The organism is Nocardioides sp. CER19 (assembly GCF_029846275.1).
In the GTDB taxonomy this organism is placed as follows: domain Bacteria; phylum Actinomycetota; class Actinomycetes; order Propionibacteriales; family Nocardioidaceae; genus Nocardioides.
Genome location: NZ_JARVWS010000002.1, coordinates 858428 through 882994, shown reverse-complemented (window position 1 = coordinate 882994; position 24567 = coordinate 858428). Strand labels below are relative to the sequence as shown.

The 24567-nt window shown below is 71.9% G+C and carries 29 protein-coding genes; 15 read left to right on the top strand and 14 right to left on the bottom strand.

All coding sequences use genetic code 11. From position 1 onward, the window contains the following. Nucleotides 1-53: 53 nt before the first annotated feature. A complete protein-coding gene (locus QDS12_RS12735) occupies nucleotides 54-518 on the bottom strand; it encodes a hypothetical protein (protein WP_279879412.1) in 465 nt (154 codons plus the stop codon). Next, nucleotides 515-1108 carry an RNA polymerase sigma factor SigE gene (sigE, locus tag QDS12_RS12730; RefSeq protein ID WP_279879411.1) on the bottom strand — a complete coding sequence of 198 codons (594 nt, stop codon included), beginning with the start codon at nucleotides 1106-1108 and terminating at the stop codon, nucleotides 515-517. Before sigE ends, QDS12_RS12735 begins: the two co-directional genes overlap by 4 nt. Before the next feature lie 138 nt (nucleotides 1109-1246). Here sigE and QDS12_RS12725 point away from each other — a divergent pair, with 138 nt between their 5' ends. From QDS12_RS12725 to QDS12_RS12690, 8 genes are all read left to right on the top strand, one after another. Continuing rightward, nucleotides 1247-1900 carry an O-methyltransferase gene (locus QDS12_RS12725; protein WP_279879410.1) on the top strand — a complete coding sequence of 218 codons (654 nt, stop codon included), beginning with the start codon at nucleotides 1247-1249 and terminating at the stop codon, nucleotides 1898-1900. 36 nt (nucleotides 1901-1936) lie between these two features. Then, nucleotides 1937-3001: a succinyl-diaminopimelate desuccinylase gene (gene dapE, locus QDS12_RS12720; protein WP_279879409.1), complete on the top strand. Its 1065-nt coding sequence runs from the start codon at nucleotides 1937-1939 to the stop codon at nucleotides 2999-3001. A 12-nt stretch (nucleotides 3002-3013) separates the two neighbouring features. Beyond that, a complete protein-coding gene (locus QDS12_RS12715; RefSeq protein ID WP_279879408.1) occupies nucleotides 3014-3739 on the top strand; it encodes a TIGR00730 family Rossman fold protein in 726 nt (241 codons plus the stop codon). Then, the gene (locus tag QDS12_RS12710; protein ID WP_279880440.1) at nucleotides 3739-4074 is read left to right on the top strand and encodes a DivIVA domain-containing protein; all 336 of its coding nucleotides are present in this window, start codon (nucleotides 3739-3741) and stop codon (nucleotides 4072-4074) included. Before QDS12_RS12715 ends, QDS12_RS12710 begins: the two co-directional genes overlap by 1 nt. A gap of 14 nt (nucleotides 4075-4088) precedes the next feature. Further along, nucleotides 4089-4499 carry a hypothetical protein gene (locus tag QDS12_RS12705; protein WP_279879407.1) on the top strand — a complete coding sequence of 137 codons (411 nt, stop codon included), beginning with the start codon at nucleotides 4089-4091 and terminating at the stop codon, nucleotides 4497-4499. Nucleotides 4500-4521: 22 nt separating this feature from the next. After that, nucleotides 4522-5271: a M14 family zinc carboxypeptidase gene (locus tag QDS12_RS12700; RefSeq protein WP_279879406.1), complete on the top strand. Its 750-nt coding sequence runs from the start codon at nucleotides 4522-4524 to the stop codon at nucleotides 5269-5271. A gap of 101 nt (nucleotides 5272-5372) precedes the next feature. Continuing rightward, a complete protein-coding gene (locus QDS12_RS12695; RefSeq protein WP_082599809.1) occupies nucleotides 5373-5540 on the top strand; it encodes a DUF3117 domain-containing protein in 168 nt (55 codons plus the stop codon). Continuing rightward, a complete protein-coding gene (locus QDS12_RS12690; protein ID WP_279879403.1) occupies nucleotides 5533-7080 on the top strand; it encodes a leucyl aminopeptidase family protein in 1548 nt (515 codons plus the stop codon). The genes QDS12_RS12695 and QDS12_RS12690 overlap by 8 nt, the downstream gene beginning before the upstream one ends. A 141-nt stretch (nucleotides 7081-7221) precedes the next feature. On the opposite strand, the gene QDS12_RS12685 is transcribed toward QDS12_RS12690, so the two are convergent. From QDS12_RS12685 to QDS12_RS12670, 4 genes are all read right to left on the bottom strand, one after another. Further along, nucleotides 7222-7521 carry an AzlD domain-containing protein gene (locus tag QDS12_RS12685; RefSeq protein ID WP_279879402.1) on the bottom strand — a complete coding sequence of 100 codons (300 nt, stop codon included), beginning with the start codon at nucleotides 7519-7521 and terminating at the stop codon, nucleotides 7222-7224. Further along, nucleotides 7518-8243 carry an AzlC family ABC transporter permease gene (locus tag QDS12_RS12680; protein ID WP_279879401.1) on the bottom strand — a complete coding sequence of 242 codons (726 nt, stop codon included), beginning with the start codon at nucleotides 8241-8243 and terminating at the stop codon, nucleotides 7518-7520. The genes QDS12_RS12685 and QDS12_RS12680 overlap by 4 nt, the downstream gene beginning before the upstream one ends. Next, entirely contained in the window at nucleotides 8243-11533 is a 3291-nt protein-coding gene (gene ileS / locus QDS12_RS12675; protein ID WP_279879400.1) for an isoleucine--tRNA ligase, read from the bottom strand. Before ileS ends, QDS12_RS12680 begins: the two co-directional genes overlap by 1 nt. Before the next feature lie 246 nt (nucleotides 11534-11779). Further along, a complete protein-coding gene (locus QDS12_RS12670; RefSeq protein ID WP_279879399.1) occupies nucleotides 11780-12076 on the bottom strand; it encodes a hypothetical protein in 297 nt (98 codons plus the stop codon). A 26-nt stretch (nucleotides 12077-12102) separates the two neighbouring features. Between QDS12_RS12670 and QDS12_RS12665 the strand changes: the two genes are divergently transcribed. From QDS12_RS12665 to QDS12_RS12655, 3 genes are read left to right on the top strand one after another with little or no spacing between them, the layout of a single operon-like run. Continuing rightward, a complete protein-coding gene (locus tag QDS12_RS12665; protein ID WP_279879398.1) occupies nucleotides 12103-12666 on the top strand; it encodes a DinB family protein in 564 nt (187 codons plus the stop codon). A gap of 26 nt (nucleotides 12667-12692) precedes the next feature. Then, nucleotides 12693-13631, top strand: coding sequence for a 2,3,4,5-tetrahydropyridine-2,6-dicarboxylate N-succinyltransferase (gene dapD, locus QDS12_RS12660; RefSeq protein ID WP_279879397.1), 939 nt, complete (start codon nucleotides 12693-12695; stop codon nucleotides 13629-13631). A 38-nt stretch (nucleotides 13632-13669) separates the two neighbouring features. Further along, nucleotides 13670-14485: a hypothetical protein gene (locus QDS12_RS12655; RefSeq protein WP_279879396.1), complete on the top strand. Its 816-nt coding sequence runs from the start codon at nucleotides 13670-13672 to the stop codon at nucleotides 14483-14485. 34 nt (nucleotides 14486-14519) lie between these two features. On the opposite strand, the gene QDS12_RS12650 is transcribed toward QDS12_RS12655, so the two are convergent. After that, nucleotides 14520-14978, bottom strand: a complete 459-nt coding sequence (locus QDS12_RS12650) for an aromatic ring-opening dioxygenase LigA (protein WP_279879395.1) — start codon at nucleotides 14976-14978, stop codon at nucleotides 14520-14522. A gap of 120 nt (nucleotides 14979-15098) precedes the next feature. On the opposite strand from QDS12_RS12650, the gene QDS12_RS12645 reads away from it, so the two are divergent. Beyond that, nucleotides 15099-15854: a hypothetical protein gene (locus QDS12_RS12645; RefSeq protein WP_279879394.1), complete on the top strand. Its 756-nt coding sequence runs from the start codon at nucleotides 15099-15101 to the stop codon at nucleotides 15852-15854. On the opposite strand, the gene dapC is transcribed toward QDS12_RS12645, so the two are convergent. After that, nucleotides 15851-16972, bottom strand: a complete 1122-nt coding sequence (gene dapC, locus QDS12_RS12640; RefSeq protein WP_279879392.1) for a succinyldiaminopimelate transaminase — start codon at nucleotides 16970-16972, stop codon at nucleotides 15851-15853. The genes QDS12_RS12645 and dapC overlap by 4 nt on opposite strands. Nucleotides 16973-16980: 8 nt before the next feature. Next, on the bottom strand, nucleotides 16981-17307 hold the full coding sequence (fdxA, locus tag QDS12_RS12635) for a ferredoxin (RefSeq protein WP_091119636.1): 327 nt from the start codon (nucleotides 17305-17307) through the stop codon (nucleotides 16981-16983). A 55-nt stretch (nucleotides 17308-17362) separates the two neighbouring features. On the opposite strand from fdxA, the gene QDS12_RS12630 reads away from it, so the two are divergent. Then, nucleotides 17363-18262: a GNAT family N-acetyltransferase gene (locus QDS12_RS12630; RefSeq protein ID WP_279879391.1), complete on the top strand. Its 900-nt coding sequence runs from the start codon at nucleotides 17363-17365 to the stop codon at nucleotides 18260-18262. Nucleotides 18263-18265: 3 nt separating this feature from the next. Here QDS12_RS12630 and QDS12_RS12625 read toward each other — a convergent pair whose 3' ends face one another. Genes QDS12_RS12625 through QDS12_RS12610 form a run of 4 tightly spaced genes read right to left on the bottom strand, consistent with a single transcriptional unit; the run spans nucleotide 18266 to nucleotide 22044 of the window. Then, complete coding sequence (locus tag QDS12_RS12625; protein WP_279879390.1) at nucleotides 18266-20071, bottom strand: VanW family protein; 1806 nt, start codon at nucleotides 20069-20071, stop codon at nucleotides 18266-18268. Between the two features lie 10 nt (nucleotides 20072-20081). Beyond that, nucleotides 20082-20405: a DUF6113 family protein gene (locus tag QDS12_RS12620; protein WP_279879389.1), complete on the bottom strand. Its 324-nt coding sequence runs from the start codon at nucleotides 20403-20405 to the stop codon at nucleotides 20082-20084. Between the two features lie 28 nt (nucleotides 20406-20433). Then, entirely contained in the window at nucleotides 20434-21336 is a 903-nt protein-coding gene (gene mshB / locus QDS12_RS12615; RefSeq protein ID WP_279879387.1) for an N-acetyl-1-D-myo-inositol-2-amino-2-deoxy-alpha-D-glucopyranoside deacetylase, read from the bottom strand. Nucleotides 21337-21345: 9 nt separating this feature from the next. Beyond that, complete coding sequence (locus QDS12_RS12610) at nucleotides 21346-22044, bottom strand: (deoxy)nucleoside triphosphate pyrophosphohydrolase (RefSeq protein ID WP_279879386.1); 699 nt, start codon at nucleotides 22042-22044, stop codon at nucleotides 21346-21348. A 34-nt stretch (nucleotides 22045-22078) separates the two neighbouring features. Between QDS12_RS12610 and QDS12_RS12605 the strand changes: the two genes are divergently transcribed. Then, nucleotides 22079-23071: a hypothetical protein gene (locus tag QDS12_RS12605; protein ID WP_279879385.1), complete on the top strand. Its 993-nt coding sequence runs from the start codon at nucleotides 22079-22081 to the stop codon at nucleotides 23069-23071. On the opposite strand, the gene QDS12_RS12600 is transcribed toward QDS12_RS12605, so the two are convergent. Next, nucleotides 23068-23877 carry a thioesterase family protein gene (locus QDS12_RS12600; protein WP_279879383.1) on the bottom strand — a complete coding sequence of 270 codons (810 nt, stop codon included), beginning with the start codon at nucleotides 23875-23877 and terminating at the stop codon, nucleotides 23068-23070. The genes QDS12_RS12605 and QDS12_RS12600 overlap by 4 nt on opposite strands. On the opposite strand from QDS12_RS12600, the gene QDS12_RS12595 reads away from it, so the two are divergent. After that, nucleotides 23876-24292: a DUF202 domain-containing protein gene (locus QDS12_RS12595; RefSeq protein WP_279879382.1), complete on the top strand. Its 417-nt coding sequence runs from the start codon at nucleotides 23876-23878 to the stop codon at nucleotides 24290-24292. The genes QDS12_RS12600 and QDS12_RS12595 overlap by 2 nt on opposite strands. Nucleotides 24293-24567: the final 275 nt, after the last annotated feature.

The following is a 24567-nucleotide window of genomic DNA, read 5'->3' as shown; positions in this document are numbered from 1 at the left end:
CGGCCGCACACCGCCGCGCCCGCGCGGTCAGGTGCGAGAGCTCGGTGAGGGGCTCAGGGCGCGTGCCGTCGGAGCTGCCGGTGGACGCCCACGGGGATGGTCGCGCCCCCGGATACCGCGCCGACCGACACGACCGGCTGGGGCCGCTCGGTCGTCGGCGCGGAGGCGGGTCCGGCACCGAGGGCCAGCACGCTCATCACGGCCGCCCCGACGGCACCGCCGCCGACGGCGGCGAGGGCGACGTTGCGGCGGTGGTGGTCGACACCGACGAAGCACTCGCCGGGGGTCAGCTCGGAGGCGCCGAGCAACGATCCCTTGAGCCGGTCGGAGGCAGTCGCCCCGGCGTCGTAGGACAGGCCGGCGAGGCGGCGCTTGACCCAGCCCTCGCGCTCGACCCGGTCACGGCAGGTGTGGCACTGCTGGACGTGTGCCCAGGCCCGCTCCGCATCGTCGGCGGGCAGCTGACCGTCGAGCAGCGCGCTCGTGCGGTTGCCGAGGTGGCCGCTCCGGAGGCTCATGCTCTGGATCCGAATCCGAGGACCTTGGGGCCCGAGTAGCGCAGCCGCCCGGACTTGGGCGCGCGGTGCGCGAGGGCCTCGCGCAGCATCGCCCGGCCGCGATGGATGCGCGAGCGGACGGTGCCGAGCTTGGCGCCGAGGATGCCCGCGATCTCCTCGTAGGTCAGGCCCTCGACGTCGCACAGCACGACCGCGGCGCGGAAGTCCGGCGGCAGGGCCTGGAGGGCGCGCTCGACGTCGTCGTCGAAGCGCTGGTCGGTGTAGACGAGGTCAGGCGTCGGCTGGGTGCTGCTCAGCCGGTCGGCCCGCTCGTCGGAGAGCGCGTCGAAGCGGATCCGCTGCTTGCGGCGGGCCTGGTCGAGGAAGAGGTTCGTCGTGATGCGGTGGAGCCAGCCCTCGAAGGTCCCGGGCGTGTAGGAGTCCAGCGACCGGAACACCCGCACGAAGACCTCCTGCGTGAGGTCCTCGGCGTCGTGCGGGTTGCCGGTCAGACGGTAGGCCAGCCGGAACACGCGGTCGGAGTGCTGCTCGACGATCTCGTCCCAGGTCGGCACGCCGGCCGGCCGTTCGGTCGTCGTCTCGTTCCCCATGCGGGTCGCTCCCTCTTGTCGCGGAGACCTCAGGCTAGGCACGCATCCTGAGCGCAGCCTGAGGTCGTCGACTGTTCAAACGCCGCGCGGCCGGGTTTCGTTCCGCGCCCGTCCGGCGGATCGCGTTAGGTTTCTCCCGTGACCACGGAGCCGATCAACGCCGCGAGCTGGACCTACGCCGAGGAATTCGTGTCCGAGGACGAGATCCTGGCCGCGGCCCGGGCGCGCGCGGCCGAGGTCGGTGTCGTCCCCATCGGCCCCGGCGGGGGCGCCGCGCTGCGCTTCCTCGCCGCCGTCCTCGACGCCCGCGCCGTGGTCGAGGTCGGCACGGGCACCGGTGTCTCCGGGCTGTGGCTGCTCCGCGGCATGCGCGCCGACGGCGTGCTCACCACCGTCGACATCGAGACCGAGCACCAGCGGCTCGCGCGGCAGACGTTCACCGAGGCCGGCATCCCGACCCAGCGCGCCCGCACCATCTCCGGCTCCGCGCTCGACGTCCTGCCCCGCCTCACGGACGGCCACTACGACCTGGTGTTCGTCGACGCCGACAAGCGGGAGTACGGCGACTACCTCACCGAGGCGCTGCGGCTGCTGCGCCCCGGCGGCGTCGTCGCGTTCGACAACGCCCTGTGGCACGACCGGGTCGCCGACCCGTCGCGCCGCGACGAGGAGACCACGGTCATCCGCGACCTCGGCCGCGCCATCGCCAACCACGACGGGCTGCTCCCGCTCCTGCTCCCAGTCGGCGACGGGCTGCTCGTCGCCAAGAAGGAGTGGACCCCCGAGGGCTGACGCCGCTCCGCCATGGCGCTTTGGGAGACTGGCCGCATGGCCCCTCTCGACCTGACGACCGACGTCGTCACCCTCACCCAGCGACTCGTCGACATCGAGTCGGTGAGCGGAGACGAGGGACCGATCGCCGACGCCGTCGAGGGCGCGCTGCGGGCGCTCCCCCACCTGACGGTCGAGCGGTTCGGCCACACGATCGTCGCCCGGACGACGTACGGGCTGAGCGAGCGGGTCGTGCTCGCCGGCCACCTCGACACGGTGCCGGTCAACGAAAACCTGCCGGGCCGGCTGGAGGACGGCATCCTGCACGGCCTCGGCAGCTGCGACATGAAGGGCGGCGACGCCGTCATCCTGCGGCTCGCCGCGACCCTGGAGCGGCCCGTGCGCGACGTGACCTACGTGCTCTACGAGGCGGAGGAGGTCGACGCCGCGCGCAACGGGCTCAACAAGCTCTCCCAGTCGAACCCCGAGCTGCTGGCGGCCGACTTCGCGATCCTCATGGAGCCCTCGAACGCCGGCGTGGAGGCCGGCTGCCAGGGCACGCTCCGCGTCGAGGTCAGGACCTCCGGCGAGCGGGCGCACTCGGCCCGCAGCTGGATGGGTGTCAACGCGATCCACGCCGCCGGCGAGGTGCTCCGCCGCCTCGAGGCCTACGAGGCACGAGAGCCGGTCATCGACGGGCTGACCTACCACGAGGGACTCAACGCCGTCCTCGTCTCCGGCGGCGTCGCCGGCAACGTCATCCCCGACGAGTGCGTCGTGACGGTCAACTACCGCTTCGCACCTGACCGCAGCGAGGAGGAGGCGCTCGCGTTCGTGCGGGAGTTCTTCGACGGCTACGACGTGACGGTGACCGACTCGGCGCCCGGCGCCCTGCCGGGGCTCGACCGGCCCGCGGCGAAGGAGTTCGTCGAGGCCGTCGGCGGGCAGGTCGGGCCGAAGTTCGGCTGGACCGACGTCGCCCGGTTCACGACGCTGGGCGTGCCGGCGGTCAACTTCGGGCCCGGCGACCCGACCTTCGCCCACAAGCAGGACGAGCACGTGGCAGTCTCGGAGATCGAGCACTGTGAGCGGGTCCTCCGAGAGTGGCTCGCCCGCGACTAGGACAGGACACCCATGACGCGACGCACCGGAAGCGGCCCCCGACCGACGGAGAACCGCCCCGAGGGAAGCACCAACGACCAGCGGCTGCTCGACAGCCGCGGCACCGGCGACTGGGTGCACACGGATCCCTGGCGGGTGCTCAAGATCCAGGCCGAGTTCGTCGAGGGCTTCAACGACCTCGCCGAGATCGGCCCGGCGATCTCGGTGTTCGGGTCGGCCCGGACGCCGGTCGACAACCCGGCGTACGAGATGGGCGTGAAGGTGGGCGCCGCCCTCGCCGACGCCGGCTTCGCCGTCATCACCGGAGGTGGCCCGGGCGCCATGGAGGCCGCCAACAAGGGCGCCGCCGAGGCGGGCGGCCAGAGCATCGGGCTCGGCATCGAGCTGCCGTGGGAGGCGAGCCTCAACCCCTACATCACCTTCGGCCTCAACTTCCGCTACTTCTTCGTCCGCAAGACGATGTTCGTGAAGTACGCCCAGGGCTACGTCGTGCTGCCCGGCGGTCTGGGCACCCTCGACGAGCTCTTCGAGGCGATGACGCTCGTCCAGACGCAGAAGATCACCCAGTTCCCGATCGTCCTCATGGGCGTCGAACACTGGCGCGGGCTGATCGACTGGATGAGCCAGTCGATGCTCTCCGACGCGCGCATCAAGGAGAGCGACATCGCCATGCTGACGCTCACCGACGACGTCGACGAGATGGTCGAGCTCATGGTGAAGGCCCGGGACGCCCGATGATGTGGGTGTTCGCGATCGTCGTCGTGATCGTTCTCGGCGGCGTCGCGGTCGTGGCCGCCGGGCGCGGCGAGCCGATGGAGCCGGCGTACGACGACCGCCCCGACGCCCTGGTGCCGGCCGACCGTCCGCTCACAGCCGCCGATCTCCGGAAGGTGCGCTTCTCGGTGGCCCTGCGCGGCTACCGGATGTCCGAGGTCGACGCCCTGCTCACCCGCCTGGGCGCCGAGCTCGAGTCGTCGGGAACCGCGTCCGCGGAGGGCTCCGACGAGACGGAGACCGGCTCCACGCACGGGATCTCGGACGCCGCGCACCTTGTCGACCCGCCGTCGACATAGGAACATGACGCCTCGTGTCTGTGATCGTCGCGTACGTCCTGACTGCTCTGGGCGCGCTTGCCGTGCTCCTCACCCGGCTGCGCCTGCGGCGCAGCCACGCCGGCTGGCCGCTCGCGGTGCACACCGCCGCCGGCACGATCGCCGTGGTGCTCTGGCTGCTGTTCCTCGTCTTCCCGGAGGACTCGTTCCTCGGCGGGGCACTGGTCGGAGTGATCGCGCTCGCCTTCTGGTGGATGATGACCGCCACCGGGCTCATGCTCCTGTTCCGCTGGTTGCCCAGCCGCAGCCGCGGCAAGCGCGCCGCCGACACCGTGGACGCCGCCGACACGTGGACCGGCTCGCCCTGGCTGTCGGTCCTCGCCCACGTCGGGACGCTCCTGGGCGTCCTCTGGCTCACCTGGGCCTACGCGTTCAGCCTCGTTTGATCACCGATCCGGAGTCGATGCCATGCGCCGTGCCGCCCTCGCCCTCCTCCTCCCCCTCGGTCTTGCCCTCGGTCTCTCCCTCGGTCTGCTCGGCGTCGGCGCGCCGGCTCACGCCAGCGCACGTCGACCCGGCGTGCTCGGCGTCAGCGTGATCGGCCATTCCGCGCAGGGGCGGCCGATCCGCGCCTGGCACCTCGGCACTCCGGGCGCCACGAAGGTCGTGCTGATCTCGACCATGCACGGCGACGAGTCGAAGGTCGCCAACATCCTCACCTCGCTGCGCGACGGCCGGCCCGTGCGCGGGGTCGACCTGTGGGTGGTGCCGACCTACAACCCCGACGGGAAGGCGCACGGCACCCGCCAGAACGGCCACGGCGTCGACCTCAACCGCAACTACCCCACGGGGTGGCGCCGCGTCGGCGGCCGCTACAACTCAGGCAGCGCGCCCGCCTCCGAGCCGGAGACGCGGGCGATGATGGGCTTCCTCGGCAAGGTGCGCCCCGCCTACGTCGTCAGCTTCCACCAGCCGCTGCACGGCGTCGACACGCTGACCAAGCACCCGGCGTTCTCCCGCCGGCTGGCCACCGCGCTGCGCCTGCCGGTGAAGCGCTTCAGCTGCAACGGCGGCTGCCACGGGACCATGACCATGTGGTTCAACAAGCACTTCGCGGGCCAGGCCGTGACCGCCGAGTTCGGCCGGAATCCGTCCCGGCGGGAGCTCCGCGGGCCGGTCGTCCGTCGCCTGCTGCGGCTCTTCCACGCGCACCGCTGAGGAGCCTGTGGATTGGCAACCCGTTCGATGGGGGATAATGACTCCCGCAACCAGTGGGACCGTGAGGATCCACGTGACGCCACAGAGGGAAGAGGTGCCGCATGGCGGCGATGAAGCCGCGGACGGGAGACGGTCCGCTGGAGGTCACCAAGGAAGGGCGCGGCATCGTGATGCGCGTTCCTCTGGAAGGCGGTGGCCGCTTGGTGGTCGAGCTGAACGCCGACGAGGCGGGCGCCCTCGGTGACGCACTCAAGGATGTCGTTGGCTGACGCCCTCACCCTCCCACCGCAGGTCGCCGCGCCTGCCGTCACGCTGGACGAGCGGAATCCGCACGCCGTCTCAGATGCCGAGGTCATCGCGCTGCCCGTGCTGCCCGGCGACTCGCTCGTCCTCGGGCCGGGCGCAGCGGCGCTCGGCGACGCGCTGACCGAGCTCGACCTGCTCGGCGTGCTCGAGGCCGAGAAGGCCACGGGCAAGGCGGGCCAGGTCGTCTCGCACGTCGTCCCCGGCGGAGTGCGGGGCAACAAGTCGCTGCGACGCATCCTCCTCGTCGGGGTCGGCGCCCAGCGACCGATCGACTTCCGGCGCGCCGGTGTGGCTGTCGCGCGGGCGACGCGTGACGTCGCGACGGTGGCCACCACGATCCCCGCGCTCGAGCCCGACGTCGCGATCGAGCCGTTCGTCGTCGGCGTCACGCTCGCCTCCTTCTCCTTCGACTGGCGCGCGTCCGGGCCAGCATCCCGCCCGGTCGGGTCGGTCGTGCTCGCCGAGCTCGGGTCGTCGTACGACGGCCAGGTGGCGCGCGCGAACGCCGTCGCCGCGGCCGGCTGGCGCTCGCGGTTCCTCGCGACCGTGCCGTCGAACGTCAAGAACCCCGCCTGGCTCGCCGAGCAGGCCGTCACGGTCGCCGACGAGGCCGGCCTGAAGGTCAAGGTCTGGGACGAGGAGCAGCTCGCCAAGGAGGGCTTCGGCGGCATCCTCGGCGTGGGCAGCGGCTCGGCCACGCCGCCACGGCTGATCCGACTCGACTTCGCCCCGCGGAAGGCGTCGCGCAAGACGCCGACCGTCGTGTTGGTCGGCAAGGGCATCACGTTCGACACCGGCGGTCTCAACCTCAAGCCCGGCGACGCGATGACCAGCATGAAGCGCGACATGACCGGCGGCGCCATCGTGCTCTCGACGATGGCCGCCCTGGCCGCGGTCGACTGCCCGGTCCGCGTGGTCGGCCTCATCGCCGCGGCGGAGAACGCCGTCTCCGGCTCCTCGATGCGGCCCGGCGACGTACTCCGCCACTACCCCGGCGACAAGACCGGCCGTACCTCCGAGGTCACCAACACCGACGCCGAGGGACGCCTCGTCCTCGCCGATGCGATGGCGTACGCCGTCACCCAGGTCAAGCCCGACGTGCTCGTCGACGTCGCCACCCTCACCGGTGGCATCAAGGTCGCGCTGGGCCAGCAGCTCGGCGGCCTGTTCGCCAACCACGACCTGCTCGCCGCCGCGCTCGAGGCTGCGGGCGAGGCCACCGGCGAGCCGCTGTGGCGGATGCCGCTGAGCGCGACCTACGAGGACAAGCTCGCCTCCTCGATCGCCGACGCCGACAACGGCCCGGGTGGTCCGCAGGCGATCACGGCGGCACTGTTCCTCCAGCACTTCGCCGGGGGACTGCCGTGGGCGCACCTCGACCTCGCCTCCGTCGGCGACGTCCCCGCGGACCGCGACGAGTGGACCAAGGGGCCCAGCGGCTGGGGCGCGCGCACCCTGCTCACCTGGCTCGGCTCTCCCGAGCCGCTCGCCGGCATCGTCTGAGCTGCTGCGCGCCTGGCCGGTGGTCGGCGCGGGCTCTGCATGTTCGTCGAGGTATGCAGCCGAGTGGTCACTTCCCGTGCGGAGCTCCGCGCGGGAAGTGCGCATTTCCCTGCATACCTCGATGAACCGGCAGAAGGCCCGCTACAGCAGCCGGAGCACCGCCGCGGTGAGCGCGGCACCAGCGACGACGACGAGGAACGGCGCCCGGAGCAGCAGCAGTACGACGGCCGCGCCGAGGCCGGCCAGGCGGGCGTCGATCACCAGCCGCTGACCGTCCGCGAGCACCTGCACCGCGATGAGCGCACCGAGCAGCGCCGGCGGGATGAGCAGCGCGACCCGCTGGGTGAGCGGTCGGGTGAGCACACGGTCGGGCACCGACAGCCCGCCCAGCTTGAGCGCGTAGCAGCCGACCGCCGTCACGATGATCCCCACCCAGATCACGGGCGCTCCTCCTTGCGGCCTACCTGACCTTCCGCACGCTCCGCCGGCGTGGCGCGGTGCGACGCGTCGGGTGCGCGCAGGAGCAGGCCGACGCAGACCGCCACGGCGCCGCCGAGGATGATCGGGAGGCCGGCCGCCGTGAACGGGACGAGGCCGGTCGCGACGGCTGCGCCCACGACCGCGACGACCCGCTGCGGCACGGCCGTGAGCCGCGGCCACAGCAGGGCCAGGAACGCTCCGCCCACGGCCGCGTCCAGACCGAACGTGCGCGGGTCGCCGATGGCGGTGCCGGCGAGCGCACCGGCGAGCGTCATCAGGTTCCACAGCACGAAGATCGACCACCCGGTGAGCCGGAACGCCAGCCGCGCGTCGTCACGGTCGCGCTGGCCCAGTGCCATCGCCGTCGACTCGTCGATGACGATCTGCGCGCCGACCACGCGCCGCCAGCCGCGCAGCCGCAGCACCGGCGCCAGGCCGATGCCGTAGAACAGGTTGCGGCTGCCCAGCAGGATCGACGTCGCGGCCCCGGCCAGCGGCGCGCCGCCGGCTGCGATCACCCCGACGAACGCGAACTGCGACGCCCCGGTGAACACCAGCAGCGACAGGGCGCACGCCTGCCAGACGTCGAGGCCCGACGTGGTCGCGAGAGCGCCGAAGGAGACGCCGTACGCACCCGTCGCGACCCCGACGCCGAGCGAGTCCGCGACGACGGAACGAGGCATCAGACGCGGGACAGGCTGATCGACGCCACCTCGCCGTCGCTGAGCAACACCTCGGTCGCGGACGGTGACACCGCACCGCCGTCCACGAGCGAGTACGACGTCGCGAGGGTCTCCCGAGCGATGAGCTGCTCGTGCTCGCGGGCCGCGGCCAGCGCGCCGGCCGAGCCGCCGAGGGTCAGCGAGATCCGGTCGGAGACGTCCAGGCCGGCGTCCTTGCGCGCCTGCTGGACCGCACGGACCAGGTCGCGCGCCAGTCCCTCGGCGGCCAACTCCGGCGTGACGACGGTGTCGAGCACGACGAACCCGCCGCCCGGCAGCATGCCGACCGCGACGTCGTCCGAGGCGGCGCCCGCGACGGTCTCGAGGGTGTACTCCCCCTCGACCAGCGCCAACCCGCCGGACGTGACCGTGCCGTCGGCGGCCACGGACCAGTCGCCCGACTTCGAGCCCTTGATCGCCAGCTGCACGTCACGGCCGAGCCGCGGGCCGGCGGCACGGGCGTTGACGGTGAGCTTCTGCGCGACGCCGTACGTCGCCGCCTCCTCGCTGTCGGCGTCGAGCAGGCGGACCTGCTTGACGTTGACCTCGTCGGCCACGAGCGACTCGAAGCCACCGATGCTCGCGCCCACGACCGTGAGCGTCGAGAGCGGCAGCCGGTTGCGCAGCTGGCGGGCCTTGCGCAGCGCGGACGTCGCCGAGCAGGCCTCCCGGACGGCGTCCATCGCCTCGACGAGCGCGTGGTCCTCCGGGAGCTCGTCGGCCGACGGCCAGTCGGCCAGGTGCACCGAGCGCCCGCCGGTCAGCCCGCGCCAGACCTCCTCGGTGGTCAGCGGCAGCAGCGGCGCCACGACCCGGCAGGTCGTCTCGAGGACCGTGTAGAGGGTGTCGAACGCGGCCCGGTCGTCGGCCCAGAACCGGTCCCGCGAGCGGCGGATGTACCAGTTCGTCAGCACATCGAGGAACCGCTGGGTCGTCTCGCAGGCGTCGGCGATGTGGTAGCCGTCCATCGCCTCGGTCATCGAGGCGACGTACTCACGCGTCTTGGCGAGGACGTAGCGGTCCAGCGGGTCTTCCGAACCCGTGGACCACGACGCGTCGATCCCCGCGGCGTTGGCGTAGAGCTGGAAGAAGTACCAGCTGTTCCAGAGCGGGATCATCACCTGGCGAACCGAGTCGCGGATGCCCGGCTCGGTGACGACCAGGTTGCCGCCGCGCAGGATCGGCGACGACATGAGGAACCAGCGCATCGCGTCGGCGCCGTCACGGTCGAACACCTCGGAGACGTCCGGGTAGTTGCGCAGCGACTTCGACATCTTGTTGCCGTCGCTGCCCAGCACGATGCCGTGGCTGATGCAGCTCTGGAACGCGGGCCGGTCGAAGAGCGAGGTGGCCAGGATGTGCAGCGTGTAGAACCAGCCGCGGGTCTGACCGATGTACTCGACGATGAAGTCGGCCGGGAAGTGGTGCTCGAACCAGTCGGCGTTCTCGAACGGCACGTGGTTCTGCGCGAAGCTCATGGAGCCGCTGTCGAACCACACGTCGAGCACGTCGGCGACGCGACGCATCGTGCTCTTGCCGGTCGGGTCGTCGGGGTTGGGCCGGGTCAGCTCGTCGACGAACGGCCGGTGCAGGTCGGGGTTGCCGTCCTTGTCGCGCGGCAGCCGCCCGAAGTCACGCTCGAGCTCCTCGAAGGAGCCGTAGACGTCGATGCGCGGGTACGTCGGGTCGTCGCTCTTCCACACCGGGACGGGGCTCCCCCAGAACCGGTTGCGGGTGATCGACCAGTCGCGCGCGTTCTCCAGCCACTTGCCGAACTGGCCGTGCTTGATGTGGTCGGGCGTCCAGCTGATCTCCTCGTTCAGCTCGAGCATCCGGTCCTTGAACTTCGTCACCTCGACGAACCACGACGAGACGCCCTTGTAGATCAGGGGCTCGCGGCAGCGCCAGCAGTGCGGGTAGGAGTGCTCGTAGGACTCGCGGCGGAGCAGGATCGTGCCTGGGGTGACGGAGCCGGCGGTCTCGATACGCTCGCTGGCGCTCGCTGCTCGACCAGCGAACGCGCGCGTCGCGGCCTTGAGGTCGTCGATGATGTGCAGGTTGGCGTCGAAGACCAGCATCCCGGCGTACTCGTCGACGGGGTGCGTGAACCGGCCGTCCTTGCCGACCGGCATGACCGCCTCGATGTTCTCCCGGTCGGTGACCTCCTTGTCGACCTCACCGAACGCACCGGCGGTGTGCACGACGCCCGTGCCGTCGGTGGTCGTGACCGCGTCGTCGGCGGCGACCACGCGGAAGGCGTTCTCGTGGCCCGCGTAGTAGGAGAAGGGCGGCGTGTAGGTGCGGCCGACCAGGTCGGCGCCGCTGTAACGGCCGAGGATCGTGAACTCCCCGTCGGCGTCCGCCAGCTCCCGGGCGTACGCCGACAGCCGGGCCTCGGCGAGGAGGTAGCGCGCCTTCCGATCGGTCCCGGGGACCGGCCCCTCCACGACGACGTAGTCGATCGCCGAACCGACCATGACGGCGAGGTTCGACGGCAGCGTCCACGGGGTCGTGGTCCAGATCAGGATGTGCGCGCCGTCGAGGACGGGGTCCGTGCCGAGGTCGTCCAGCGCGTAGCCGACGGTCACCGCCGGGTCCTGGCGCTGCTGGTAGACGTCGTCGTCCATCCGCAGCTCGTGGTTGGACAGCGGCGTCTCGTCGTTCCAGCAGTAGGGCAGGACGCGGAAGCCTTCGTAGACGAGGCCCTTGTCGTAGAGGCTCTTGAAGGCCCAGATGACCGACTCCATGAACGTCGGGTTCATGGTCCTGTAGTCGTTGTCGAAGTCGACCCAGCGCGCCTGGCGGGTGACGTAGTCGCGCCACTCACCGGTGTACTTCAGCACCGACGCCCGGCAGGCCTCGTTGAACCTGTCGATCCCCATCTCGAGGATCTCGTCGGTGGTCTTGATGCCGTTGAGGCGCATCGCCTCCAGCTCCGCCGGCAGGCCGTGGGTGTCCCACCCGAAGCGCCGCTCGACGCGCTTGCCCCGCATGGTCTGGTAGCGCGGGACGATGTCCTTGACGTATCCGGTCAGCAGGTGGCCGTAGTGCGGCAGGCCGTTGGCGAACGGCGGGCCGTCGTAGAAGACGAACTCGTTGTCGCCGTTCGCGCCCGCATCGCGGTTGTCGATGCTGGCCTGGAACGTCCCGTCCTCCGCCCAGTAGGCGAGGATCCGCTCCTCGATGCCCGGGAAGCGCGGGCTCGCCGGCACGGTGTCGGTCGGGTCGGTGGTGACCTTGGGATAGGTCATCGTCAGGCTCCTGGCTGTCGTCGCGGTTCGTCGGTCGAGCTTGTCGAAACCACGAGGACGACCCCTGTTGCCAGTGGACCGCGGTACCACCCCGCTTGCGTCGCCCCGTCGGTCGAGCCCGTCGAGACCACACCACTCGTTCACGGCTGTGACGGGCCTACCCGCCGGGTTCTACTTCCCTCGACCAGCGAGGGTTTCTTCCCGGGGCTCGCCGCTGATGACGGCTCGAACGCCTGTGCTCCTAGCCTACGGCGTCTTCCGGTCGTCGGCGAACGCGGCCTCCAGCCACGCGTAGACCTGGGAGTCGCCGCGGGTCACCAGGAGGACGACCTGCTGCTCGACGGGGGTGACGGGCTTGCCGGCGATCCAGCGCCGCACGATGTCGCCGGCCGCGCGACGTACGCTCTCCACCGCCTTGGCCATCGCCCACTCGGGCGACGGGTGGCCCTCGGTCTTCGTGACGCCGGGCACCTCGAGGCTCCAGGTGCCGTCGTCGGCTTGCGAGATCAGCGGCGTGGGCAGCGAAAAGGGCTTCTTCGGCACCTGCTCATGCTGTCACGCTGTGCACCATGACCTCTCCCACCGGGTACGACGGCAACTGGCTCCCGGCCGACCAGGACCCGCGCTTCGACAGCAAGCCTGTGGGCGAGCTGGCGACCTACCGCGACTACCTGCGCAACTACCGGCTGACCCTCGAGCTCAAGTGTGCCGACCTGACGCCCGAGCAGCTCGCGACGGCGGCCGTCCCCCCGAGCAACCTGAGCCTGCTCGGGCTCGTGCGCCACATGGCCCAGGTGGAGCACAGCTGGTTCCAGCGGGCCCTGCAGGGCAACCTCGACGAGCCCCGGCCGTTCAGCGACCCCGACGACCCCGACATCGAGTTCACCGGCGCCGTCGGCACGCAGGAGTGCGTCGACGACGCGTTCGACCAGTGGAAGCGGCAGATCGCCCGCGCCGAGGACTGGCTCCACGAGCAGAGCGACCAGTCGATGGCGACCGAGCTGGTCTACAACTCCGGCGGCGACACGACCACTGTCCGCGACATCCTCGTCCACATGGTCGAGGAGTACGCGCGCCACTGCGGGCACGCCGACCTGCTCCGCGAGTGCGTCGACGGGCGCACGGGCCAGTAACCCGGGGTCCTCTAAGATTCTCCCCCGTGACTGCTGCCTGGGGTTATGGCCTGACGACGTACGCCGCCGATGCTGCTCAGAATTCGGGCGCTGTGCTCGACGTGTGGTTCCCGGCCCCCGCGCTGGGCGAGCGTCCCGGTGACGCCGCACCCGCGCCCGAGCTCAAGGCGCTCGAGGGCAGCGACGCCCTGCGGCGCGTTGAGAAGCGGGTCGAGCTGGTCGAGATCGACCTCGACGCCGCGCCGGCCACCACCCAGGACGTCTGGCTCCGGCTGCACCTGCTCTCCCACCGCCTGGTGCAACCGCACGGGCAGAACCTCGACGGCGTCTTCGGCCTGCTCACCAACGTCGTGTGGACCTCCGAGGGCCCCTGCGCCGTGGAGGGCTTCGAGCTCACCCGCGCTCGCCTGAAGGCCGCCGGCCGGCCGGTCGCGGTCTACGGCGTGGACAAGTTCCCACGCATGACCGACTACGTCCTCCCGACCGGCGTGCGGATCGCCGACGCCGACCGCGTGCGCCTCGGCGCCCACCTGGCCGAGGGCACCACGGTCATGCACGAGGGCTTCGTGAACTTCAACGCCGGCACGCTCGGCTCGAGCATGGTGGAGGGCCGCATCTCCGGCGGCGTCCTGGTCGGCAACGGCTCCGACGTCGGCGGCGGTGCCTCGATCATGGGCACCCTCTCGGGCGGCGGGAAGCAGGTCATCTCGGTCGGCGAGCGCTGCCTGCTCGGCGCCAACTCCGGGCTGGGCATCTCGCTCGGTGACGACTGCGTCGTCGAGGCCGGCCTCTACGTGACCGCCGGAACGAAGGTGACCCTGCAGGACGGCAGCACGCGCAAGGCGCACGAGCTGAGCGGCGCCTCCCACGTCCTGTTCCGCCGCAACAGCACCACAGGCGCCGTCGAGGCGGTGCCGTGGCACGGTGAGGGCATCGTCCTCAACGAGGCGCTCCACGCCAACTAGCCACGACAGCTCGTTCGGCGAACATGAAGAGGCTCGGGGTGACCCTGGTCGCCCTGGTGCTCATCGGGGCGGTGGCGACGATCGGCTGGCGGCACTTCACCGACAAGGTGAAGACCCTGCTGCCGGACGAGTGCGTCGCCACGGTCGGCGCGCTCCACGCGAGCCTCGACGTCGACCAGGCCCAGAACGCGGGGGTCATCGCCGCGATCGGCGTACGTCGTGGGCTGCCGGCGCGCGCCGTGACGATCGCGCTGGCCACGGCGATGCAGGAGTCGAAGCTGCACAACCTCGACTACGGCGACCGCGACTCCGTCGGCCTGTTCCAGCAGCGACCGTCGCAGGGCTGGGGCACCCGCAAGCAGCTCAAGGACCCGGTCTACGCGATCGGCCGGTTCTACGACGCGCTGGTGCGCGTCGACGGCTACGAGTCGATGCGGATCACCGAGGCGGCGCAGAAGGTGCAGCGCAGCGGCTTCCCCGAGGCGTACGCCGACCACGAGCCGGCAGCCCGCGCGCTCGCGTCGTCCCTGACCGGGCAGACGGGGCACGCCTTCTCGTGCCGGTTCGGCTCGGTCGAGGCGGGCCGCCCCGCGGTCGTCCGTGACGAGGTGACCGGCGTCTTCGGCGAGCTGGTCTCGCGTCCGGCCGTCACGGGACGCACGATCACCGTCGGCGTGCCGAGTCGGGCGGCGGGCTGGGCGCTGGCGCACTACCTCGTCGCCCAGGGCGACCGGCTCGGCATCCGGCGGGTGACGTACGCCGGCCAGGCGTGGTCGGGCGACACCGAGTGGGCGCCGGTGGGGGCCCGCACGGCCGGACGGGTCAAGATCGACCTCGCCGGGCCGGCGGGCTGACGACCCGCTGACGGCGGTGTCGGACTGCCGCCGGCTAGGTCTCGACCACCGGCTCAGGTCCGGGTTCGGCCGCCACCGCCGTCCTCCGCGCCGGCATCAGGGCCCAACCGACCAGGATCAGCACGACGCCGAGGCCGATCGCCATGGCCGCCACGCCGAACGCCACGACCGAGGTGAACAGCGAGGCCCGCAGGAACGAGGCCTGCATGGCGGTCTGTCGCAGTGGGTCGTCCTGGGCGAGCTCGGCGTAGGTCTTGCCGCCGGTCGCCTTGAGCGCGTGCTTCTGGATGACCTCGGCCTGCGCATAGGCGGAGAACGGGCCGTCGACCTTGTCGCCGGCCAGGAAGTCGGCGTCGTCGGACACGGTGATCTTCTCGTCGGCCAGCTGGCTGTGGACGACGTAGTAGGTGACTCCCCCAGCGACGATCATGACAGCGCCGACGATGGCGATGATCGTTGCCAGGACCTTGGTGGTGCCAGTTCCTCGAGCCATGGGGGCTCCTCACCGGCCCGGGCGCGCCCGAGCCTGGACGGACGGATGATCGAGGCCGTGCAAGGGAATGCTAGTGCGATCACTCGTCGGCGAGCTGTCACCGTCGGGCAGGATGTCGCCGTGCGGAGACGACCCTGGCTGATCGGGCTGCTCGCCCTGGGGGTCGTCGCGGTGCTGGTCACCGGGTTCGTGGTCGTCCGCTCCCTCGGGCTGCCGTGGCTCGACCGGAGCGAGTGCACCGCCCGTTCGGGGGGCCGCAGCGTCACCCTGAGCGTTGCGGAGGCGCAGCGGGCGGGCCGCATCGCCGCGCAGGTCGTGGCCGACGGTCGCCGGGCCCGCGCGGCCACCGAGGCCCTGCGGACCGGCGTACCCGGCCGGGGGCTGAGCCGCGCGGACGCCGGTGTCCTAGCGTCGGCGCTGACCGGCAACTCCCCCGACGGCTTCAGCTGCGTCCTGCCGGGCGGCACGGACGCTGCCAGCGACACGCTGGGCGCCGACGGTCTGGTGCCCCGGGCGGAGCGGGTGCTCGCGGACCTGCGCGAGGTCTTCGGCGACCACCTGCCCGTCGGCGGGTTCGCTCCCGGCGGGGTCAGGACCGGTCACATGCCCGGCTCGGCTCACTACGAGGGACGCGCGGTCGACGTCTTCGTCCGTCCGATCAACCCGACGGACCGGCGGCACGGGTGGGCGATCGCGTCGTACCTGCTCTCCCAGGCCGACCGGCTCGCCATCCGCACGCTCATCTTCGACGACCGGATCTGGACGCGCCCCCGGTCGGCGGCGGGCTGGCGCGACTACGACGTGCCTGCGGGCAGCCGGGGCGACCGCGCGATCCTCGAGCACCGCGACCACGTCCACGTCGACGTGTTCGGCTAGGCGGTCAGGGTCAGCCGCGCGACCGCCGCGTCGATCCGCTCGTCGGTCGCGGTGAACGCGACGCGCACGTGGGAGCGTCCGGCCCGGCCGTAGAACTCACCGGGAGCCGCGAGGATGCCGCGCTCCGCCAGCCACGCGACGCTCGCCCAGCAGTCCTCGCCGCGGGTCGCCCAGAGGTAGAGCGACGCCTCGGAGTGGTCGATCGCGAAGCCGGCCGACTGCAGCGCCTCGCGGAGCTTGGCGCGGCGGGCGGCGTAGCGGGCGTGCTGCTCGCGGGCGTGCACGTCGTCGTCGAGCGCGGCCACCATGGCCACCTGCTGCGGGCCCGGCATCATCAGGCCGAGGTTCTTGCGGACCGCGAGCAGCTCGCCGACGATGCGCGGGTCGCCGGCGACGAACGAGCAGCGGTAGCCGGCGAGGTTGGAGCGCTTCGAGAGCGAGTGGACGGCGAGGATGCCGTCGACGGAGCCACCGCTCACCGAGGGGTGCAGCACGGAGACGGGCTTCTCGCCCTCCCAGAAGCACTCGATGTAGCACTCGTCGGACACCAGGATCGTGCCCCGCTCACGGCACCACTCGACGACCTTGCGCAGGTGCTCCACGGGGAGCACGCGCCCGGTCGGGTTCGAGGGGCTGTTGAGCCAGAGCAGCTTCGGGACCTCGGGGCCGAGCGCGGTGAGCGAGTCGGTCGCCCGGCCGCGGGCGCCGACCAGCGCTGCGGAGACCTCGTACGTCGGGTAGGCGAGCTCCGGGTAGACGACCAGATCACCCTTCCCCACACCGAGGTGCAGCGGCAGCGAGGCGACCAGCTCCTTGGAGCCGATCGTGGGGATCACCCCGTCGACACCGAGCCCCTCGACGCCGTGGCAGCGCGCCAGCCAGTCGACGGCCGCCTGCCGGGTCGACGGGAGGCCGACGGTGACCGGGTAGCCCGGTGAGTCGGCAGCCTCGCGCAGCGCCTCCTGCACGACCTCGGGCGTCGGGTCCACCGGCGTGCCGACCGAGAGATCGACGATCCCGTCGGGGTGAGCGCGCGCCGTCGCGGCGTACGCCGTCAGCTTGTCCCACGGGAAGTCGGGCAGCTGTTGGGAGACCCTGGTCTCGACAGGCTCGACCACCGGGATGCTCAGTGGTCCTGGTTCTGCGGCGGCAACGCGGCGATCGAGGGCTCGTCCTTGTCGATGACACCCATCTTCGCGGCGCCACCGGGCGAGCCCAGGTCGTCGAAGAACTTCACGTTGGCGTCGTAGTAGCTCTTCCACTGCTCGGGCGTGTCGTCCTCGTAGAAGATCGCCTCGACCGGGCAGACCGGCTCGCAGGCACCACAGTCGACGCACTCGTCCGGGTGGATGTAGAGCATCCGCTTGCCCTCGTAGATGCAGTCGACCGGACACTCGTCGACGCACGCGCGGTCCTTGACGTCGACACACGGCTGGGCGATGACGTAGGTCATCCGGATCCTCCTGGTGAGCAAGGGATTTAGACGTGGGTCAGCCTAGTATCTGCCGGTGCCCGCCCATTCCCTAGGTCCGCATGTCGTCGGCGAGCGCGTGGTGGTGCGCCGACTCGTTCCCGGCGAGACGGGACCGACGGGCGGACCTGCGTTCACCGACGTGCTCGGGACGTGCACGACCTGGGCGGACGGCGTCTGCGTCGTGCAGCCGGAGGCCGGGGACCCCGTGAGCATCCCCCTCGCGCTCATCGTGTCCGGCAAGCCGGTGCCGCCGCGAGCCTCGCCACGCCTGCGCGTGTCGGTGCGCGACGCCGAGCTGCACACCGCCGCCCTGGTCGGCATCGAGACGACGCCTCTCGGCGAGTGGCAGCTGCGCTTCGAGCCGGCGCCGGTCGGGCGGGTGCGCAACCGCTTCAACTCCTGCCTCGGTCTCGGCGACCCGGGCGTCCCACTGGCGGACGCCGCCGCGCGGGTCGAGGCGTTCTACACCGCCCGCGACCGCCCGCCGCGGATCCAGCTCGAGCTCGGCTCACCGGACGAGCACGCGCTACGCCGGCTGGGTTGGGAGCCGGTGCCGGGGCGCGACTCGCACTTCCTGCTGGCGTCGCTGGCCCGGGTACGCCGCATCCTGGGAGCGCCAGGCGCGCCTAATGCGCCTCAGGCTCCCCGGATCGAGTTCGACGGACCTCGGGTGGCCGTCGCGATCGGTGACGCGGCGCGCGGCGAGGCGGGCATCGACAGGGACTGGCTCGGCATCCACAACCTCAGTGTCGAGCCGGCGTACCGCCGCCGCGGCCTCGCGACGGCGGTGCTGCGCGAGCTGCTCGAGTGGGGTGCCGAGCGGGGGGCCAGCACGGTGTGGCTCCACGTGCAGACCGACAACGAGCCCGCGCTCGCGCTCTACGACCGCTTGGGGTTCACGACCCACCACTCGTGCCGCTACCTGACCCGCTGACGCTCACTGCTTCGGCGGCTTGCAGGTGACCTCGTCCTGCGGGATGTAGTGGGTGTGGAACTTCTCGGACTTCTCGACCGCCGACGAGCCGGGCTTGTGGAAGTAGCGCCACACGTCGATGTCGAAGCCGGGAGCGCCCACCGTCTCCTCGCAGTTGGTGTCGCGGATGACCCGCTTCTTGAAGGGCGCCGCGTTGTAGCGGCTGCCGGTCTTCGTCGTGATGTCCCAGGTCTTGGTCGACCACATCGAGACCGTCACCGAGCCCGACGACGACGGCGTCGAGGGCTTGAAGAGGGTGTGGACGAGGACGCCGTACGGCGTGTCGTTCTTGAACTTCAGGTCGACCGTGGGCCACGCGACCGTCGCCTCGCGGCCCACCGGGTAGCGGCTGATGTAGAGCGAGTGCGGCTTGTGCTGGATGTCCTGCAGGCCCGCGAAGAACATGGCGTTGAAGGTCGTCGTCGCCATCTGGGAGACGCCGCCTCCGAGGTCGGAGTAGAAGACGCCGTTCTGGATCGTCCAGCCCTCGGTGAAGCCGTTCTCCCTGGTCCGCTCCCCCACCGTGCCGTTGAGCGAGAACGTGTCGCCCGGCTTGAGGATCGTGCCGTTGACCAGCTCAGCGGCGCGGCCGATGTTGGTGTTGCGGTAGGGCGCGTAGGGGAACGCGGTCGTGAAGGTCGAGACCTTCTGCGTGATCTTCCAGGACTGCGCCTCCGCCGTGGAGATCTTCGGGTTCGCGACCGTCGCCTTCACCGCCTCCTGACGCTGACCCTCGGGTCGCGTGACCAGCGCCAGGAACGTGCTGGCGACCTGCTGCTGGTCGAAGCTGACGCCCGGCTTGGCGGCGATCACCTTCGGCTTGCCGCCGACCAGCTTCACGGTCGCGTCGACCGGGGCGTCGGCGTGCTCGGCGATGCCCGCCTGGATGAGCGCGTCGAGCCGCTTGGTGTCCAGCGTCGGCTGCAGTGCGCCGTCCTTCGGTGCCAGGGTGATGGTCGGCCCGAACTCCGTCGGGCGCAGCACGACCGGCGACTTGCCGAACAACAGCGTCACCGGACCCGACATGGCCGGGTTGGCGAACGTGTCGACCGCCTTCTGGACGTCGGCGTCGTCGATCGTGGGCGCCAGCGGGTGCAGGGTCAGGTCCACCGTGCGCGTGGTGCTCGCGACCGCTGACACGAGCCGCTGACGGAGCTGGTCGGCGTCGAGCTCGGCTCCGACGACGGCCGCTGTCGTGTGCACGCCGTCCCTGCCGAGCGTGACGGCGCCGTCCTTGGCCGGCGCGCCCAGCTTCTGGTCCAGGGTCGCCTTCGCCTTCCGGAACGCCGCCTCGTCCACCTCGACGACCGGCTCGACGGAGCCGCCGCCGGTGTAGTGGTTCCACAGGTCGCGCGGGTCCCAGCTACGGGCAGCGCCGGCGGCGGCGACGCTCGCGGCGTAGTCGACGGTCACGCCGGCGTCGGCCGGGACGACCTGGGCGGTCTTCCCGTCCGCCGTGACGGTGACCGGGCGCGCGACCCGGGCGGCGAGCCGCGCACGGAGCCGCTCGCGCGCCTCCTGCGGGGTCAGGGTGCCGACCTTCACGCCGGCGACGGTGGTGCCGTTGGGCAGCTTGTCGCCGGCCATCGCGTACGCCGCCGCCCACCCGCCGCCCACCAGGAGGGCGAGCACCACGAGGACCACGAGGACCACGCCGAAGCCGGCGCGCTCCCGCTTCACCTTGCCCTTGCGGCCCACCGGGGCGGGCGTGCCGGTCGTGACGGCGGGGCGCTCCGCGGTGTCATCGGGAAGGCCGTGCTGGCTGTTCACGCCCGCGAGCCTATGTGCTGGCCCCAGGTCCGCCGGGGAGCCGCGCGCGATGCGGGATCGTGACGACCGCGAGCACCAGGACGACGAGGCCGAGCCCGAGGAAGGTGTATCCGATCGCGTCGGACCCGACGACGAAGTCGCCCTCGGGTCGCGCGAGGAGGAAGTACGCCGACGCGGCGACCCAGCCGCCGGCGTACGCGACCCGGAGCAGACCGGGCGGCACCGCCAGCTCGCTGACGAGCGTGGCGGCGGCGCCCAGCGCGAGGGCCCACCAGCGGTTGTGCGTCCAGGTCGCGGCGAGACCGACGGCCGCGCCCAGCAGCACGAGGACCACGACCGCCAATCCCCTCAAGAGCGTGCTCTCACAGGCCGGCGAAGAGGTCGGTCTCGAGACCGTCCTCGCCGGCCGGCCCGCGGACGCCCTTGGCGATCCGGTAGTACTCCACGCCCCACACCTGGTTGCCCAGGTTGTTGGAGAGCGCGAAGAACGGGCCGTCGGTGCTGATCTGGGTCGCGTGGGCGCGCATCGCGTCCAGCTTCTGCTCGACGTGCTCGTTGCCGTCGACCACCGCGGCGAGGTCCTCGTCCGGGGTCGTCATCGGCAGCGGCCCCTCGGGGTCCATGCCCTCGAACGCGGTCTGCTCGCCCGCCTCGCGCAGCCGTCGCAGCCCCTCGCGCATCCGGCTCTCCGACATCGCGCTCCAGTAGATCTTCGCGATGTCCCACGGCTCGCCGAGGTCCTTGCGGTAGGACGGCACGGCGGCCAGCGCAGCGGCGTACGTCGCCACCCGGTGGGCCTGGATGTGGTCGGGGTGGCCGTAGTTGCCGAACTGGTCGTAGGTCACCAGCACCTGCGGACGGACCTCGCGGATGATCGCGACGAGGTGGTCGGCCGCCTCGGTCAGGTCGGCGTTCCAGAAGGCGTTGTCGTGGATCGTGTCGTCGGGGATCGCGTAGCCGTCCGGGTGCCACTTCATGCCGGAGTCGCGGTAGGTGCCGAAGCCGCCGAGGTAGCGGTGGTCGCTGACGCCGAGCGCCTTCATCGCCGCCTCGAGCTCGCCGCGGCGTTGCTCGCCGAGGCCGTCCTCGCGGTCGGCGGCGAGGTGCTCCAGCTCGGGGACGAGGATCTCGCCCATCTCGCCGGCGGTACAGGTGACCAGGGTGACGCCCCTGCCCTCGGCGACGTACTTCGCCATGGTGGCGCCGTTCTGGATCGTCTCGTCGTCGGGGTGGGCGTGGACCAGGAGGAGTCGCTCGTCAGGCACGGGGTCAGCCTACTGAGGCGGCCGCTTGACGCGCCGGGGCGCGGTCGGCAGGTCCAGCGGCGGGGTGCTGCCGGGCAGCGGTGGGTCGCCGCCATCGAGCCAGCCGTCGTGCTCGTCCACCAGCAGCTCCATCACGGCTTCGGGCGCGTCGCTCACGACCGCCCACGGGTGGTCCTCGTCGTCGTCCTCGCCGTGGTAGCGCTCGCGCAGGACCTCGACGTCCCAGCCGTCGGCCCGCAACCGGCCCGCGACGGCCGCCGCCGCGTCCTCGTCGAAGAAGATGCCGCGCAGGCGACGGCCGAGCTCGGCGAGCAGCGCGTCGAGCTCGGGGAGGAACGGGCGGTCGGCGTCGAGCCACGCCACCTCGTCGAGCTCGTCGACGCGCAGCCAGCGGACGGCGTCGTGGGAGGGGTCCTGCTCGACCGGCGCGGGCTCCCCGCGGACGAGCCTCGCGGTCGCGACCCGCAGCGTCAGGCTCTCGCTGATCGGCACGGTGAGGGTCAGCCAGCCGGTCACCTCGACCGTGCAGCCCAGCTCCTCGGCGACCTCGCGGACGACCGCCGCGTCGGGGTCCTCCCCCGGCTCGACCTTGCCGCCCGGGAACTCCCAGCCGCCGGCCGCCGCGGGCGGCCTGGTGCGCCGCGCGGCGAGCACGGAGCCGCCACGGATCAGGGCGGCGCCGACGACGAGCTGATCGGTCTCCTCCATGACCGGTGACCCTAGTCGCGGCAGGATCGGAGTCGTGAGCCTGCAGCTGACCCGCACCGAGGAGAACGCCGCCGAGATCGACGCGCTGACCACCGCCCTGTCGTCGTACGGCGGCGGGCGGGTCGGGCTCGCGCCCCTGCTCGCCGACCTGCCGCAGCGCCTGCGCCGCTCGTTCGCGCCGGGCCGGGCGGTGGCGCGCGCGCTGTCGTGGGAGCGCGCGGACGGCGACGACCAGACCTGGTTCCCGCAAGGGGTCACGAACTCCTACCGCACCGAGGTGACCCGCGACCTGCTCCTGGTGTCGTGGTACTCCAAGACCAGGCTCGGCGCGCGGATCTCGGTGCTCGACCTCGCCACCCGGCGCTACCGGCACGTGCTGCTCGTCGCGCCGACCGAGTCGGGCGACGTCGTCCCGGTGCAGGCGCACGCGGGCGGGATCGTGTGGCAGGGCTCGTTCCTGCACGTCGCCGCGACGGCGCGCGGCCTGCTCACCTTCCGGCTCGACGACCTGCTGCTCGACCCCCGCGAGACGCACGGCTACCGCTACCTGCTGCCGGTCAGGTACTCCTACCGGGCAGAGGCGCTCGAGGGCACCGAGCGGCTGCGCTACTCGTTCCTGTCGCTCGACCGGACGGGGCCGGACCCGGCGCTGGTGGTCGGCGAGTACGGCTCCGCCACGCAGACCCAGCGGCTGGCCCGCTTCGGGCTGGACACGGTGACCGGCGCGCTCAGCGCCGGTGCGGACGGCATCACGCGGCCGCTCCGGATCGACGAGTCGGGCCAGGCGCGGATGCAGGGGGCGTCGGTCGTCGACGGGCGCTACTTCGTGACCGTCTCGCACGGTCCGTGGGGCCTCGGCTCGGTGATGACGGGCCTCCCCGGGTCGTTCCAGCAGCACCGCTGGGCGACCCCGATGGGCCCCGAGGACCTCTGCTACCACTCGCCGTCCGGGATGTTCTGGTCGGTCAGCGAGCACCCCGGCCGGCGGTGGGTCTACGCCATGGAGCGGTCGACCTTCAGCCTCTAGCCACGCGGCAGGCGGGCCAGCTGCCGGCTCTGCGCGACGAGGCGGCCGGCGGAGTCCCAGATCTCGCAGTCCTCCTCGAACATGCCGCCGGCCACGTTGCGGGTCGCGTGCCGCACCTTGAGCCAGCCCTCGGCCGGCTTCGCGCGCACATGGGCGGTCAGCTCGAGCGTCGGCGCCCAGCCGGGACGACCGAGGTCGAACGTCACCGGCGGCAGCAGGTCGACCACCGTGAGCAGGCTGATCGGGTCGGGCTCGCGACCGTCCTTGAGCCGGAACCACGCGCTGATGACGCCCTTGCCCGACGGCTGCCCGACCGCCCAGCCGACGTGCTCAGGGTGGAAGAGCATCTCGAACCGCTCCATCATCGGCGCGAGCCGCTGCACCTCCTCCGGCGCCATCGTGTTGGGCACGCACCGGTCGCGCGGCGGCAGGTCAGGCTCCTCGGCGGTCGTCTCCACGCCGGCGGGGAGGCCGGCCAGGTCGCCGTACGTCGCGAGGGCGGTGATCTTCGTCTGGTCGCCCTGCCACAGCTCGGCCGCCACCGTCGCGACGGAGCCGCCGTCGCGCTTGACCTCGGTCGTGACGCGCGCCGGTCCGGGGACGCTGGCGCTGAGGTAGTAGCCGCTGATCGACAGCGGGTCGGGCTTGTCGGGGACGGTCGCGCGGATCGCGTTGCCGAGCGTTGCCAGCAGGTAGCCGCCGTTGACCCCGCCGCCGACGACCCAGCCCGCGTCGAGGTCGGCCGCGAAGTCGCCCGGCGCCGTCTGGGTGACGGCGATGTGGGCGTCGTACTCGCTGGTAGCCATGGCCCGCAACCTATCGGCCGCCATCCTGCGCCATGCTGCGGGTATGCACGACGACCGGCCACCCCGTCGACCGCACGCCGTCTACGACGTCGGCCAGGAGCCCGACCCCCGCTTCAGCCTGGCCAACGAGCGGACGTTCCTCGCCTGGGTCCGGACCTCGCTCGCGATCGTGGCGGGCGCCGTCGCGCTGCACTCGCTGAAGGTGCCCGAGACCGTCTGGGTGCGCCAGGTGCTGGTCATCGCGCTGCTCGCCATCGCCTGCGTGGTCGCCGTCACCGCCTCCACGCGCTGGGCGCGCACCGAGCGGGCGATGCGGCTGCGGGAGCCACTGCCGGGGTTCGGGTTCGTCGGGGTGTTCTCCGGCGGGATCGTGGTCGTCGCGGTGCTGCTGGCGCTCGCGTTCGTGGTGTTCTGAGCGGCCGATGCACGGACGTGGCGTGCTGCTGGGGCGCCGGCGGGATCTGGTTGGAGATCGTGACCAGCGCGTCAAACCCCTGGTCCGGACGATGTCGAGGTAGGCCTCGAGCTGCTCCGTGACCAGCTCGTCCTTCCCCGTCTCGACCTCGACGAGCGCTGTCCAGAGGCGACTTCCCCGCGAGACGCGGATGATGCCGTCCGGCCGGGAACCGGGCTCACCGAGCTTGAACGAGACCTCGATGTCGTGGCCCGTCTTTCCTGCTCATCCGTTCC